Raw genomic sequence first — 13804 nt, 5'->3', positions numbered from 1 at the left:
CTAAGCTTGACGCCTGTTAATTATCTAAATCTAAAACTTTTTTGATTTGTGCAAGCTTGGCAATATCATCTTGCTCAGCAGCTTGCTTAATCGCTTTGGTTGGTGAATGAATAATTCGATTTGCTAGTTTATTAGCTAATTCATTCAGCACTTTTTCTGGGTCTTTACCTGATTTTAACTGACCTTGCGCCTTTTGTACTAACTCTAATTTTATTTGTTCAATATTTTTACGATAAGTACGAATAATGTCGACTGAATCGAGCGCATTTCGCCAAGTTACAAATTCATTGGCTTTAACAACAATTATCTCTTCGGCTTCAGCGGCCGCGCGCTCACGTGATTCCATATTCTGATTAACAATTTCTTGTAAATCATCAACAGAATATAAATACGCATCGTCAAGTTCAGCCACTTGCGCTTCAATATCGCGCGGTACGGCAATATCAACAAGCAGCATAGGCTTATAACGACGCGCCTTTAATGCCTGCTCAACCATACCTTTACCGATAATTGGCAGTGTGCTTGCGGTTGAGCTGATCACAATATCGGCATCAATTAAACTCTCCGGCACGCGCGATAAGGGCACCACATTTGCGTTAAATTCATCTGCTAAGTTTTGTGCCCGTGATAAAGTACGGTTTGCCACTGTCATATGCTGACAACCATTTTGATATAAATGCCGTGCTACAAGCTCTATGGTTTCGCCCGCGCCAATTAACAATACTTTGGTTGGTTCTAAATTACCGTAAATGTGTTTAGCTAAATTAACCGCCGCATAGGCAACTGAAACTGCACTCGCGCCAATATCGGTTTCTGTGCGCACTTGTTTTGCAACCGAGAAACACTTTTGAAACAGACGCTCAAGTAAGGCATTCACCACACCTGCTTGTTTTGCCTTAGCGTAAGCTTGTTTAATTTGGCCAAGAATTTGAGGCTCACCCAACACTAACGAATCTAATCCAACCGATACACGCATTAAGTGCTGAATAGCATTCAAGTCTTGATGCTGATACACGTGTTCTGCTAATTCGCTTTTATTGAGTTGGTGAAAATCAGCTAACCAATCAATAAGCACTTGGGGTTGTTGATTTTCAACGATACAATAGAGTTCGGTGCGATTACAGGTAGACACAACCACAGCTTCGTTCACGCCATTTTGTTGGCAAAGTTGAGCAAGGGCAACGTCGATTTGTTCAGGAGAAAACGCCACGCGTTCTCTTAATTCAACAGATGCGGTTTTATGATTAATGCCTAAAGCAACTATGGTCATTATGTCTACAATTTGTTTTTAGCACGTTTTAAAGCGATTAATTTTACGTAAATCAAGTCAATAAAAAAAGTAAGGATTTAAGATTTGATGCAATTACGCATGATATTTGTCATATTTTTTGTTTTTTTAACAGGCTGTGCAAGTCAATATTACGACAATGCAACAGTTAAAGAGAATTGGCAAAGGGAATTACTGCAAAAACAGTCTTGGCAGGTAAAAGGGAAATTGGCGATTATTCAACCAGAAAAACGTCAGAGTGCTAATTTATATTGGGCCACTACCGCCGAAAAAGATGTACTTAACCTCACGTCATTTGTTGGCACCTCGATACTTTCACTTGAAAAGACTCAGACCCATGCCACTTTAGAATTAGATGGCGAAACACATGTTGGCAAAAATGCACAACAACTAGTGTATTGGTTAACAGGTATGAATCTCCCGTTTTTGGATGACCCTAATTGGTTAAAAGGGCTACCCAATACCCAAACATTTCTTGCCGATGAACTTAATCGCGTTAGCAACGCAACGCTTATTGATTCGCAAGGTAAACAATGGCAAATAACCTATAGCAACTACCAAAAACACGGTGGATATTGGTTGCCCTATTCCATTTCACTCACTCACGACACCGTTAAACTAAAATTAAAAGTATATACATGGCAGATTTAACAACGCTTTCGCTTATTGCGCCCGCAAAACTCAATTTATTTTTACATATTAATGGGCGCTTACCGAACGGTTACCATGAACTTGAAACCCTGTTTGTGTTTTTAGACTATGGCGATCGTATACATTTTAAACGCACAGACGACGGTGCGATAACGCTAAAAACTCAAATTGAAGGGCTGCCAGACGAAGAAAATTTAATTTATAAAGCCGCAAATGCATTAAAACGTACAACAAATATTGCGTTTGGTGTAGAAATTTCATTTGATAAACATCTGCCAAGTGGTGGCGGTGTGGGTGGCGGCTCATCCGATGCGGCAACTACATTGCTTGCTTTAAATGCGCTTTGGCAATTAGCGTTACCACTTGAGAAATTAGCGAACATTGGCGTTACTCTGGGTGCCGACGTGCCCGTATTTATTAACGGCCAGGCCGCTATTGCACAGGGCATCGGAGAAAAATTAGCACCAGTAAATTTACCTGAAACTTGGTATTTAGTAGTCCACCCAAATGTACACATTAGTACGGGCGTAATCTTTAATAATGCCAATTTACCGCGTAACACACCTAAATTATCAGGCGACTGGCAAAGCTCTCAACATCGCAATGACTGCGAAGAGTTGGTGAAAAAGCACTATCCCGAGGTTGAAAAGACCCTTAACTGGTTGTTAAAATACGGCCCGTCAAGAATGACAGGTACCGGAGCATGCTGTTTTGTCAGTTTTGAAACGCAGCACGCAGCCCTTGAAGCTTTAAAATCGCTCCCTGAAACTTGGCAAGGCTTTGTAGCAAGAAGTACGAACATATCTCCAGCACATTCGGAGTTACGTACTAAACTAAATTAATTATTGGTAACTACTGTTACCCAAAAAAGTGCCTGAGGAAACCTACCGTGCCAGACATGAAGCTCTTCGCTGGTAACGCAACGCCTGAGTTAGCTCAAAAAGTTGCAAAACGCTTATACATTGATCTTGGTGACGCTGAAGTTGGTCGTTTTAGTGACGGCGAAATTAGCGTTCAAATCAACGAAAACGTACGTGGTTCTGACGTTTTCATCGTACAATCTACTTGTGCGCCTACAAATGACAACTTAATGGAATTAATCGTAATGGTTGACGCACTTCGCCGTGCATCAGCTGGCCGTATCACAGCGGTTATCCCATATTTCGGTTATTCTCGCCAAGATCGTCGCGTACGCAGTGCTCGTGTTCCAATCACAGCGAAAGTAGTTGCTGACTTCCTTTCAAGCGTTGGTGTTGACCGTGTGTTAACTGTTGACCTACACGCTGAACAAATTCAAGGTTTCTTCGACGTACCAGTTGATAATGTTTTCGGTAGTCCAATTCTACTTGAAGATATGAAAGAGAAAAACTTTGATGATGTTGTGGTTGTATCGCCAGATATCGGTGGTGTTGTGCGCGCTCGTGCAATTGCAAAACTACTTGATGACACTGATCTTGCAATTATCGATAAGCGTCGCCCACGCGCTAACGTATCGCAAGTAATGCACATTATTGGTGATGTTGAAGGCCGCGACTGTATCATTGTTGATGATATGATCGACACTGGTGGCACTCTTTGTAAGGCTGCAGAAGCATTAAAAGAACATGGCGCTCGCCGCGTGTTTGCTTATGCTACACACCCTGTACTTTCAGGTGCAGCAGCAGAAAACATTAAAAACTCTGTAATTGACGAAGTTATCGTAACTGACTCAGTACCACTTACCGATGAATTAAAAGCAATCGACAAGATTAAAGTATTAACGCTTGCTGATATGCTTGCAGAAACAATTCGTCGCGTAAGCAACGAAGAATCAATCTCTGCATTATTTGAGCACTAAAATCTGCTTAAATAAATGATAAAAACGCAGGCCTTGCCTGCGTTTTTTGTTTTAACAGCAAAACTATTATCGCCCACGTATATCTTTTTATAACTTACACATTTAATTTACAGTTTGTTTTAAGCACTCGCTTTAACCCACCCAAAACGCTTTAGATTAATTCTAAACACGCCAACTAACGGATTAATATCTAGTAAATTTTTAGCAATAATAAAGAATTTACAGTGTGCATTAAATTTTCTACCTATACTTAGTTAAATTTATCTTAAATTTAATTCGTCAGATCTAATGAGAGTAGCGTTTATGTTCACTAAGTTAAAACTGGTTCAACAATTATCTATTTCATTTGGCGCCATGATAGGACTAATGGTTTTACTTGCCACTATTTCGTTTTTTGGATTACGCAGTGGCTACAATGATTTTGTCGAATATCGCGGGCTCGCACGCGACAGTAATTTAGCAGGCTTAGTGCAATCTAATTTATTATCTATCCGTTTACATGCCCTTAAATTTTTAAAAGAACAAAATAACGAAAACATCAACGACTTTAAAAAACGCGCTAAGCAACTAAACGAGCAACTCGACATTGCAAGAAGCGAAATTATTGAGCCCGGGCGTTCAAACCTTATTAAACAGTCATTTGATAAAGTTATGGCCTACGAGCAAGGATTTTCTGACGTAGTAGATTTATATGCCAAACGTGATGATATTGTTAAAAATCAACTTGATGCAAACGGTGTAGTCATTCGAAAAAATATTAGCGAAATTATTCGAACCGCTTACGAAGATGGCGATACAGATGTCACGTATTTTGCCGCCATTGTTCAAGAACAGCTGTTATTAGGCCGTTTATACACGAGTAAATTTCTAGTCTCAAACTCTCAAGATGACTATTTACGCGCCTCCGCAGAATTTAAAGAAGTAATGAAATCGGTAAAAGTACTTGAAGACAATATTCAATCATCTAAAAGAATCTCACTTCTAAATGAAGCGGCTACTCGTCTAAAGGCTTATCAGCAAGGCATTGACAATGTTAATGACGTAATCAACAAACGCAATAACATCATTACCAATGTATTGAATAAGGTCGGCCCTGAAATTGCCGAGGCCTATGAAGAAGTGAAGCTATCAGTTAAAAATGATCAAGACTCACTTGGCCCTAAGGTACAAAGTCGCAGTGAAACCACAACAACCACGATTATCGTTGTCTCAATAGCTGTTGTCGCTGTGGGTGTATTTTTCAGTTGGTTTATCTCCATCACCATTCGTAAACCTATTGGCGGCGAACCAAAAGACATTGAATATATCGCAAACCGTATTGCTGATGGCGATTTAACTATGTCTTTTACAAAATCAGGCAACGAAACGGGCATTTATAAGGCCATGAGCGAGATGGTTGGTACGCTACGACATATAATTGATAGCCTAAAACACGCAACTAACGAGCTAATACGCTCAACGAAAATATTAGATGAAAACACTGCAAGTTCAATGCAAGGCGCAGAACATCAAATGGAGCAGTTAAATCAAGCCGTGCTTTCGATGAATGAAATGGCGGCCACAGTTGCCGATATCACACAAAGTGCCCAACTTGCAGCCGATGCAGCAACCAATGCCGACGATCAAACTCATACTGGTAAGCAGGTGGTTGATAATACGCGTAATGCGATAAACGACTTAGTTGATAACACTGAGCTGGTGAGTAATTCAATTAAAAACCTGGAAAACGAAACAGAATCAGTTGGTTCAATTTTAGATGTGATCCGAGCAATTGCAGATCAAACAAATTTATTGGCACTTAATGCTGCCATTGAAGCTGCACGCGCAGGCGAACAAGGTCGTGGCTTTGCTGTCGTTGCCGACGAAGTAAGGAGCCTTGCGAGTCGTACACAAAAGAGCACCGAAGAAATTCAAGCAATGATCCACAAATTGCAAAGCGAAGCTAAGTCGTCAGTTGATCAAATGAATGCAAACTTAGAGAGTGCGCGCGTTACCACAGAAAAAGCTAACGAAACCAATGAAGCGCTTGACTCAATCTCTAATTCCGTTGGGACAATTCGCGATATGAATATGCAAATCGCCGGTGCATCAGAAGAGCAGAATGTGGTAACTCAGCAAATCACCGACAGTGTAGGTCAAGTAAATGAAATGGCAGTGCAAACCGTTGCAGGTGCTGAAAAAGCAGCTGAAACAGCACGTGGATTAGTTGAGATTGCCGCTAATTTAGAGGGGCTAGTTAACCGCTTTAAAGTGTAAACAAACGCTAAGGCAGTACAACAGCACATCACATGTGCTGTTGTATTTTTCTGTGTTTCAAAGACATTATTTGCGCTTTTTAGTCGCTGCTAACTAACTCTTTTTGAAAAACAAGTTCGCTCTGAGCCGTTATAAAAAGATAAAGCCTGCAGGAATAGCAAAGCCCGCCAAAATAAAAAGGCCACGTTTACCCAATGGTCCGTATTTACCTCGGATCATAAAAAGTGAACTCATTGCCAAAAACAACAACAAAGCAGCAAAAATATCAGATACAACAATCCATGATTGATGTGTTTCGTTCAGGTGCAACCGATTAAGTGCTTGAAAAATCGCTCTAGGCCTTATTTGTTCAACAATAAGCGTATTAGTATTTAAATTTAAGCTAATATTCGCGTCATCATGTAAAAAAACCTTAAATTGATTTGGCGATTGCCAATAAGACGCTTTGACGTCTAATTGTCTATTAGCGAGTGTCAAAACCTGCTTAATTAAAGCCTGATCGTTATTTATATTCCAATCAATATCACGTGCGTTTATCTTGGTAGTATGTACTGCGTAGTTCGGATTCCAATCATTTTTATGATTAACCGCGATACCTGAAACCGCATAAATCAAAATAAAGCCAATACAAAAATAACCAACGTCGCGATGTAAACTGCGATTTAATCTAAACCAGTTAATTTGATTAAGCTTACTTTTGAACATCGTTATCAATAATCTCAACACCTGTCGGCGACAGTTGGTAAATTACATGCGGCTCAGTTACTGAATCGGGATTAAACTCTTTACCTGCTTTTTGAGCACGATGAGCGAGTAATCGTTTTGTTTGGTCTAGGCTAAGTTCTATTTTTTCAAGCGTACCCGTTGCAAGCGCTTTGTTTCCTTTCGCCGTCATCGGGAACACCATGTGTCCATCTTCTACTTTTATACGTAAATTTTGAAAGCGTTTATCTGATGCAAGAGTCATCCAGCAGCCTCGCTTTTCGCATACGCCGACAATGGTACCTTCAATGGTAATTGGCGAACTTAAATAATTATCTGGGTTTGCCATCACAGTTGATATTTTAATTAGTTTGTCGCTATCAACCTCTTCGCCAAACGTAAGCGTTTTGGCAATCGCTTGAACTTGCACCAGCATAAGTGCAAAAACCAATGTTATTTTTGTAAAAAACGGCATAAGAATTCCTTTTCAAGGTTTACTAATTAACTGGAATCTAATCTTAATAATTAAACGTACTGTCATTTTTATCAAAAAACGTCAGTGTATCAACTAGTTTTATTTTTGTTGCGTAATATTAAGAGAGTGATACAAACAAACGACGTATCGACAACGTTTTGAAATTTATATGCGCATATAAATAAAAATGCGCCTATCAAAAAGTGATAGACGCATCGTTAAAGCCTGCTGGCTATTCGTTTAATTTCTTAAACTTAACCGCCTGGCTTTGTACTCGTTTATACATTTTAGTAAGCGATTTATCGTGCGCTCGGCGCTCACGTAAAGATGCCGTATTAAATTGGTTTTCTTTACATAACTTTTGGTAATTTAAAAAGCGTCGCTCTGTTAAACTACCATCGCTAATTGCTTGCTGTATCGCGCATTTTGGCTCATTGCTATGTGTGCAGTTAACAAACTTACAACTTGATGCCAAGGCTTCAATTTCGCTAAAGGTTTGCTCTAGCCCCGCTGATACGTCGCTAAGCTGAAGCTCTCGCATTCCCGGCGTGTCGATTAATACTGCGCCTGACGCTAACTTAAGTAAGTATCGTCCAGTAGTAGTATGACGCCCTTTACTATCTTGCTCGCGAATGGCGCTTGTTTTCTGCTGCGTTTGCGCCAAAGTATTACTTAATGTTGACTTGCCTACACCAGAAGACCCCAACAGCACGATACTGGTTTGTGGTTTTAACCAATCTGACAATTGATTAACCAGTGTAACATCGTGGCAGTCAATGACTTCGACCCGTAACATTGAGCTAAGGTTTTGAACTTGCTCACGCTTTTCAAGACCGTCATTTGCAAGATCGGCTTTAGTTAGCATTACCACAGGTTCGCAGCCCGCTTCATTGACTAACGCTAAATAACGTTCGATACGATTGAGGTTAAAGTCTTCGTTCAATGAACACAACAAAAACGCTACGTCGACATTTGCCGTAATTGCCTGTTTTTCTAGTTTGCTGCCGGCAGCGCGTCTAGCAAAATAGGATTTACGTTCAAAAACGCGATTCACGTTGTGTTTTTCATTAAGTAACAACCAATCACCAACAACACACTGCGATACTTTTTCAGTTACCGGTAATTGAAATGTGTCGCTACCAGAATCAACCACTAGTCGATTTCGATGTTGTTCAATAACCCTAACAGGAATGCTGTTGTACCATTCGTCGATATCAAGTTGTTGTTGAAAAAAGCTTTGCCATCCAAGTAAGTTTAATTGATTAATATTTAACATTTTTGCCCTTAAGTAAAAGAAAATAAGGGGCTTTTAACCCCGGTTATACAAACCGGGTGTATTAATTATGCGTTACACCCGGTTGGGTTAACTACAATCATCAAAATCTCCTGTTTACGTTATTTACTGTGTAATTTACGACATTAATCTACTTAATGCGTTAGTTATCTACTGATACACGTGTTTGATATGCTTTTGTACCATACAAAGGCACTGTCGACAAACTGTGCTTAAAACTACCTGACGTTTCTTTCGTTGAATACGACAAGTACATTAAGGTTTGATTTTCTTTATCTAAAATTCGTCTTATCTTCATTGATTTAAAGAAAACGCTCTTCGACTTTTTGAAAATCACTTCACCTGAATCAGAGCTATCTATTTGCGCTATCATCGCTTGGGTGATTGGCCCTGTTTGACGACACGCAATTGAGCTATCACTTGGGTCTGAAAAGCTTAAATTAGCTTCAACAGAGGCAACATGACATGTTACCCCTGTTACTATCGGGTCTTGAAAATGGTTTAGTTTAATGTCTTTAAGCGTAAAAACACCAAGCGACACATCACCTACCTCACTTGAATCACAACCAACAAGTGACCCAAGTAACAGTACTAAACCCATTGCCTTTTTCATTTGTTTATTCCTTGCGTTACGCGTTTATTCATATCTTAACGCATCAATTGGGTTGAGTCTTGCCGCTTTTATCGCTGGCACTAAACCAAAAATAACACCAATTGCTGAGGTAAAACCAAATGACAGTAATATCGCCCACATAGGTATATATGCCGCAGGCATGCCTGGTACAATTGCTGATATGGCAGCAGCGGCGCCATAACCTGTTATAAGGCCAATTACGCCACCAAATAAACTAAGTACCACGGCTTCTACTAAAAATTGCAGCATAATAAAGCCCGGCGTCGCGCCAAGTGCCTTTAGCGTTCCAATAATACGGGTGCGCTCAGTTACAGACACCAGCATAATATTCATTACACCAATACCGCCAACTAACAAACTAATGCCCACAATCCCCGCGGTAATTGCCGTTGCACTGCCCGTAAATTTATCAATATTCTCACGCGCTTTTTCAGCGGTTTCGAACTCAAAATCGTCGTGGTCATCTGGGCCAAGTTTATGATTCTGACGCAAGATACGTTTCATTTGAGCCAAGGTTTGCGCTTCATCAACGTCAGGCTTTAAACGGAACATAATTTGAAAATATGGTTTACGCGCATTGCCTTCTAGAATTTGCATAGTACTAATTGGGATATTGATGTAATCATCCTGATCGAATCCCAAAAAGCTGCCTTGTTTTTCTGCAACGCCAATAATACGAAACCATTCGCCACCGAGTTTAATGTATTCACCCACAGGGTTTTCAGGTAGCTTAAGCTTTTCAATCAGTGTTTCACCAATAAAAGCAACACGACGGCGTTTATCGTCATCTTGCGGGCGAATATAGCGGCCCATTTCAGGATAAATGCGATAAGCTTTTTGGTAGTTTGATTCTGTGCCAACTACCCGCGTATTATGACTTTCGCCTTTGTACTCTACCGCGCCTTGAAAACGAAACGCCATCATTTGCGCAGTGATAGTATCGAATCCTTGTACTTTACCTTTTAGGGTTTCAAAATCACGCACTGTTAAATACGAACGTTTACCAAGCATTTCTTGCTGCGGTGTGGTGTACGGCTTAATGCTAGTCACATCCGGCGCCATATCAGCCAATTGGTCGTTAATTTGCTTGGTAAAGCCCTGCATCACAGCAACAACCGTAATAACTGCTGCAACGCCAATGATTATACCTAAACACGTTAGCGCGCTGCGCATCGCATTAGCGCGAATAGCCTGAAGCGCGGCTTTAGTTCCCTCTACTATCGCGAGAAATGACTTAAACATACGCTTTCTCCTCGCAATTTCGTGTATCCGATACCACCTTCCCATCAACCAAGCGTAATACACGCTGGCAATGTTCTGCAATTTCTTGCTCGTGAGTCACTAAAATAATGGTATGCCCGTCATTATGCAGCTCATCAAACAAACTCATAATTTCATTGGTCGTTTTGCTGTCCAAATTACCAGTCGGTTCATCTCCCAGCAGGATATCTGGCTTTGTTACCAGCGCTCTTGCTATTGCAATACGTTGACGTTGACCACCTGAAAGTTGTGATGGTAAATGGTGTAATTTATCACCGAGGCCAACTTTCTCAAGTGCCTGCGTTGCCAGCTTTTGGCGCTCTTTTGCTGAGATAAAACGGTATATCAACGGCTGCATTACATTGCTTAGTGCACTGGCGCGAGGGATAAGGTTAAAACTTTGAAAAATAAAGCCAACGCTTTTATTTCTCTGACCTGCAAGCTCAGTTTCAGTCATTTTTTTTACTGGTTTGCCTTGCAACACGTACTCGCCGCTACTTGCGACATCCAAACAGCCAATAATATTCATTAGGGTCGATTTACCAGAGCCAGATGGACCGATAATCGCAAGATACTCATTTTCCTCAATGTTTACGCTTACATTATCCAAAGCCAGAAAGCTTTGCTCACCCATTTTGTATTCTTTGCAAATATTACTAAGCGCGATCACTGACATCTTTAGCATCCTTATCAGCTGTTTTCAGCTTTACCTTATCGCCCTCTTTTAGTTTGCTAACTGCGCGCGCAGGCCCTACTACAACGGTTTGCTTTTCTTCAAGGCCACTTTCAATTGCCTGTTCAATATCTGATGAAACACCAAGTTCAACCGTTTTCTTAGTCACTGTTTTATCGTCGTTTAATACCCAGACATAGTGATTTTCATCTTCGCTGTGTACTGCTTCAATTGGAACTTTGATGGCGTCTTTGCCAATGGCAGTCGCAATTTCTGCGCGGCAACTCATGCCTGCGTACAAAGTACGTTCATCGTCGTTTAATAGTACTTTGACTTTAAATGAACGTCCTTGCGAACCAACAAATTGCTTAGCTGACGTACCAATATGAATGACTTTGCCAACAAATGGTTTATTCGGGTAGGCCGCAGCGTAAATTTCTGCCTCTTGGTTTAATTTAATACTGGCAATATCTGTTTCGTCTACTTTTAGCTCAGCGAGAATTTTGCTTGGGTCAGCCAGCAACATCAGATCTGAACCAACAATATTGGTGGTACCTGCAATCACGGTTTCACCTTCTTTAATATCGACAGACGCTAATAACCCACTCATTGTTGCTCTAAATACACTTTTACTTAAACGGTCTTCCGCAATTGATAGTGACGCTTTAGCTTGGTTTAGCGATTCTTTACGCGCCGATACATCAATTTCAGCCAGTTCTTTTGCATTTTTAATGTTATCGTAAACTTCTTGCTGCGATAGTCCCACATCGAAGAGTTCTTTTTGACGGTTAAGCTGAGAGATTAAATTCTTAAGGCTTGTTTGCGCACGCTCAATATCAATTTCGCTTTGTCTTACTAACGCTTGATAACGGTCCACTTCGGCTTCAAAAGCTTCGGTATCAAGCTGCATTAACATGTCGCCTTTTTCTACACGCTGCCCTTCTTCTACAAATACTTTTTCAACACGACCAGTAACTTCTGAGCGTAATTGCACTTGGGTGTTAAAAACCAAGGTACCAGACGCTAAAATTGAGTCTTTGATTTTACCTTTTTCAGTGAGCGTGGTTTTAATCTCTGGTAACTTACCATCGCCCTTGATTTGTTGGCTCACAATCATGGCGACAAATGCCGCCACCGCGATTACTACGATAATAATTTTTTTCATATTCAACCCCAAAGCGAAGCAGCACCTTAAAGTGCTGCAATAATTGCCCAAATACCATAAATTAAAATGCTTGGTAGTAATGCAAATAGCATTGCTTTGTTGTTGTTAAAGTTAGTCCATGACTTTAAGCCAATATACGTCAGCGCAAGAGACCAAATTGAGAAAATATTGATACTCTCTAGCAAACCCGCAAATGCGTGGTTAGCGTCAAAGCCAAAAATAAGTTGGTTTAGTGAAGAGAATGTAAGTACTGTTGCAGGGATTTCACCGCTTGAGGCAGTTAACACCAATGCCATGGTACCAATTGCTGCGAAAATTGTTGGTAAACTCGTAAAAGCGGTAAAACCAAACCAATCACCAAATGTCATATGACACTCTGGGTCTTGCTTCCCAATTAAATAGTAGTACAACGCAAAAATACAGAAGATAGTTGGAATGCCAATTAACACACCGACTGCAGAGAAAATCCACATCATTGGAAATTGCTGTGCTGTCATCGCTTCAGCTTGTTCAAGTTCCGCAGGGTTGTAGTCGCCACTTTGTTCCATGGTAGCAACTTGTTGTTCGACAAAATATGATTGGTCAACAGAGTTAAAGTAAATAACTTGTGCCGAAATACCAAACACAAATAATAATATCATCGCCAGCCATGACCAGCCTTTTGCATCTTTTAATCCGTTAAACGCTTTGGTAGGGGCTAAAAATGTATCGCCAATCGCGCTAATTGCATTTTCTGATTTCATAGTTTTACTCGTTTTTAGTTGTTTTGATACACAAACCATAACAACCTGAAACACTTTGAAAAACTAAAAGTGATAAACGGTAAAATACGATTTTAAGCGGTAAAATAAGCTTAGCTGTGTAACCGATATGACTCAGTGAAAACGACCACTGCTCAAAATAGCGACGAATTAATTGGAGCGTAACATACCCTCTAATCGAAATGTGAATGCCTTGGCTCATTTGAATCGCAAAACCCAAGTTCGCATTTGTGGCTTTCAAAGTAACTTAAGTTTTCCTGAGCCCATTCATAATCCTGTGTTGCAGGATCTTTTCGTCCTTCATCACGTGCTTTTTGATAGGCCAAAACTGAAACTAACAGTTCCATAAACACCTCCGACATAAAAGAATAGGAATTTAGTATTAATTACGCTTTAGAAAATAAATTGGATCATTATCCGTTAATTTTTCAAATACGGCGTAAAAGGCCCTAAATACTTGACTCGAGCATAAGACATAGTTAGCCTTTGCCGCTTTTTAAGGGCGCTATTATGAATAAATCCCAACTTGTTGAACACATCGCAAAAAACAACGACATGTCAAAAACCACCGCTAAACGTGTCGTGGATAGTTTAGTTGCGACAATCACACAATCATTATCAGAAGGCGACTTAGTACAGTTACCGGGGTTTGGCAGTTTTTCATTGAGCTATCATCCAGAAAAGCAAGGGCGTAACCCACAAACAGGAGAAGAGATCACCATAGCCGGACAAAACAAAGTAGCGTTTAAAGCAGGCTCGAAACTAAAAAGCGCGATTAACGAATAGCCTTTAATAATTAGGCAAAACA

16 protein-coding genes are annotated in these 13804 nt (G+C 40.4%); 5 read left to right on the top strand and 11 right to left on the bottom strand.

Annotated features, from left to right (window positions below; all coding sequences use genetic code 11):
- Positions 1-16: 16 nt before the first annotated feature.
- On the bottom strand, positions 17-1270 hold the full coding sequence (gene hemA / locus ACXAFE_RS14980) for a glutamyl-tRNA reductase (protein WP_475153976.1): 1254 nt from the start codon (positions 1268-1270) through the stop codon (positions 17-19).
- A gap of 87 nt (positions 1271-1357) precedes the next feature.
- On the opposite strand from hemA, the gene lolB reads away from it, so the two are divergent.
- The 4 genes from lolB to ACXAFE_RS14960 all read left to right on the top strand — a co-directional run bounded on the left by lolB (position 1358) and on the right by ACXAFE_RS14960 (position 6032).
- Positions 1358-1939, top strand: a complete 582-nt coding sequence (gene lolB / locus ACXAFE_RS14975) for a lipoprotein insertase outer membrane protein LolB (RefSeq protein WP_475157745.1) — start codon at positions 1358-1360, stop codon at positions 1937-1939.
- Positions 1927-2781: a 4-(cytidine 5'-diphospho)-2-C-methyl-D-erythritol kinase gene (gene ispE, locus ACXAFE_RS14970; RefSeq protein ID WP_475153971.1), complete on the top strand. Its 855-nt coding sequence runs from the start codon at positions 1927-1929 to the stop codon at positions 2779-2781. Before lolB ends, ispE begins: the two co-directional genes overlap by 13 nt.
- A 47-nt stretch (positions 2782-2828) precedes the next feature.
- Complete coding sequence (locus tag ACXAFE_RS14965; RefSeq protein ID WP_054978732.1) at positions 2829-3776, top strand: ribose-phosphate pyrophosphokinase; 948 nt, start codon at positions 2829-2831, stop codon at positions 3774-3776.
- A 303-nt stretch (positions 3777-4079) separates the two neighbouring features.
- Positions 4080-6032, top strand: coding sequence for a methyl-accepting chemotaxis protein (locus ACXAFE_RS14960; RefSeq protein ID WP_475153966.1), 1953 nt, complete (start codon positions 4080-4082; stop codon positions 6030-6032).
- A 129-nt stretch (positions 6033-6161) separates the two neighbouring features.
- Here ACXAFE_RS14960 and ACXAFE_RS14955 read toward each other — a convergent pair whose 3' ends face one another.
- From ACXAFE_RS14955 to ACXAFE_RS14910, 10 genes are all read right to left on the bottom strand, one after another.
- Positions 6162-6737, bottom strand: coding sequence for a PepSY-associated TM helix domain-containing protein (locus ACXAFE_RS14955; RefSeq protein WP_475153960.1), 576 nt, complete (start codon positions 6735-6737; stop codon positions 6162-6164).
- Complete coding sequence (locus tag ACXAFE_RS14950) at positions 6724-7209, bottom strand: DUF4920 domain-containing protein (RefSeq protein ID WP_475153957.1); 486 nt, start codon at positions 7207-7209, stop codon at positions 6724-6726. The genes ACXAFE_RS14955 and ACXAFE_RS14950 overlap by 14 nt, the downstream gene beginning before the upstream one ends.
- 232 nt (positions 7210-7441) lie before the next feature.
- A complete protein-coding gene (gene rsgA, locus ACXAFE_RS14945; protein WP_475153955.1) occupies positions 7442-8485 on the bottom strand; it encodes a ribosome small subunit-dependent GTPase A in 1044 nt (347 codons plus the stop codon).
- A 160-nt stretch (positions 8486-8645) separates the two neighbouring features.
- Entirely contained in the window at positions 8646-9116 is a 471-nt protein-coding gene (locus ACXAFE_RS14940) for a CreA family protein (protein WP_010559028.1), read from the bottom strand.
- A gap of 24 nt (positions 9117-9140) precedes the next feature.
- Entirely contained in the window at positions 9141-10379 is a 1239-nt protein-coding gene (locus tag ACXAFE_RS14935) for an ABC transporter permease (protein WP_475153948.1), read from the bottom strand.
- Positions 10372-11073 carry an ABC transporter ATP-binding protein gene (locus ACXAFE_RS14930; protein ID WP_475153944.1) on the bottom strand — a complete coding sequence of 234 codons (702 nt, stop codon included), beginning with the start codon at positions 11071-11073 and terminating at the stop codon, positions 10372-10374. Before ACXAFE_RS14930 ends, ACXAFE_RS14935 begins: the two co-directional genes overlap by 8 nt.
- On the bottom strand, positions 11054-12235 hold the full coding sequence (locus tag ACXAFE_RS14925; RefSeq protein WP_475153939.1) for an efflux RND transporter periplasmic adaptor subunit: 1182 nt from the start codon (positions 12233-12235) through the stop codon (positions 11054-11056). Before ACXAFE_RS14925 ends, ACXAFE_RS14930 begins: the two co-directional genes overlap by 20 nt.
- A gap of 26 nt (positions 12236-12261) precedes the next feature.
- On the bottom strand, positions 12262-12978 hold the full coding sequence (locus tag ACXAFE_RS14920; RefSeq protein WP_475153934.1) for a YIP1 family protein: 717 nt from the start codon (positions 12976-12978) through the stop codon (positions 12262-12264).
- A 4-nt stretch (positions 12979-12982) separates the two neighbouring features.
- Entirely contained in the window at positions 12983-13198 is a 216-nt protein-coding gene (locus tag ACXAFE_RS14915; RefSeq protein ID WP_475153929.1) for a hypothetical protein, read from the bottom strand.
- Positions 13170-13343, bottom strand: a complete 174-nt coding sequence (locus ACXAFE_RS14910) for a hypothetical protein (protein ID WP_475153924.1) — start codon at positions 13341-13343, stop codon at positions 13170-13172. Before ACXAFE_RS14910 ends, ACXAFE_RS14915 begins: the two co-directional genes overlap by 29 nt.
- A gap of 163 nt (positions 13344-13506) precedes the next feature.
- Here ACXAFE_RS14910 and ACXAFE_RS14905 point away from each other — a divergent pair, with 163 nt between their 5' ends.
- Positions 13507-13782 carry an HU family DNA-binding protein gene (locus ACXAFE_RS14905; protein WP_475153919.1) on the top strand — a complete coding sequence of 92 codons (276 nt, stop codon included), beginning with the start codon at positions 13507-13509 and terminating at the stop codon, positions 13780-13782.
- Positions 13783-13804 lie beyond the last annotated feature (22 nt).

The sequence above is a fragment of the Pseudoalteromonas sp. ABV4_021 genome (assembly GCF_056159365.1).
This window is presented reverse-complemented; position numbering and strand designations above follow the sequence as displayed.

Bases quoted from the DNA above. Each gene is read 5' to 3' on its own strand.
- ispE (WP_475153971.1), top strand. From the start codon at position 1,927: ATGGCAGATTTAACAACGCTTTCGCTTATTGCGCCCGCAAAACTCAAT.
- ACXAFE_RS14960 (WP_475153966.1), top strand. From the start codon at position 4,080: ATGTTCACTAAGTTAAAACTGGTTCAACAATTATCTATTTCATTTGGC.
- ACXAFE_RS14905 (WP_475153919.1), top strand. From the start codon at position 13,507: ATGAATAAATCCCAACTTGTTGAACACATCGCAAAAAACAACGACATG.
- rsgA (WP_475153955.1), bottom strand. From the start codon at position 8,485: ATGTTAAATATTAATCAATTAAACTTACTTGGATGGCAAAGCTTTTTT.
- ACXAFE_RS14955 (WP_475153960.1), bottom strand. From the start codon at position 6,737: ATGTTCAAAAGTAAGCTTAATCAAATTAACTGGTTTAGATTAAATCGC.
- ACXAFE_RS14950 (WP_475153957.1), bottom strand. From the start codon at position 7,209: ATGCCGTTTTTTACAAAAATAACATTGGTTTTTGCACTTATGCTGGTG.
- hemA (WP_475153976.1), bottom strand. From the start codon at position 1,270: ATGACCATAGTTGCTTTAGGCATTAATCATAAAACCGCATCTGTTGAA.
- ACXAFE_RS14935 (WP_475153948.1), bottom strand. From the start codon at position 10,379: ATGTTTAAGTCATTTCTCGCGATAGTAGAGGGAACTAAAGCCGCGCTT.
- ACXAFE_RS14910 (WP_475153924.1), bottom strand. From the start codon at position 13,343: ATGGAACTGTTAGTTTCAGTTTTGGCCTATCAAAAAGCACGTGATGAA.
- ACXAFE_RS14940 (WP_010559028.1), bottom strand. From the start codon at position 9,116: ATGAAAAAGGCAATGGGTTTAGTACTGTTACTTGGGTCACTTGTTGGT.
- ACXAFE_RS14925 (WP_475153939.1), bottom strand. From the start codon at position 12,235: ATGAAAAAAATTATTATCGTAGTAATCGCGGTGGCGGCATTTGTCGCC.
- ACXAFE_RS14915 (WP_475153929.1), bottom strand. From the start codon at position 13,198: ATGAGCCAAGGCATTCACATTTCGATTAGAGGGTATGTTACGCTCCAA.
- lolB (WP_475157745.1), top strand. From the start codon at position 1,358: ATGCAATTACGCATGATATTTGTCATATTTTTTGTTTTTTTAACAGGC.
- ACXAFE_RS14930 (WP_475153944.1), bottom strand. From the start codon at position 11,073: ATGTCAGTGATCGCGCTTAGTAATATTTGCAAAGAATACAAAATGGGT.
- ACXAFE_RS14920 (WP_475153934.1), bottom strand. From the start codon at position 12,978: ATGAAATCAGAAAATGCAATTAGCGCGATTGGCGATACATTTTTAGCC.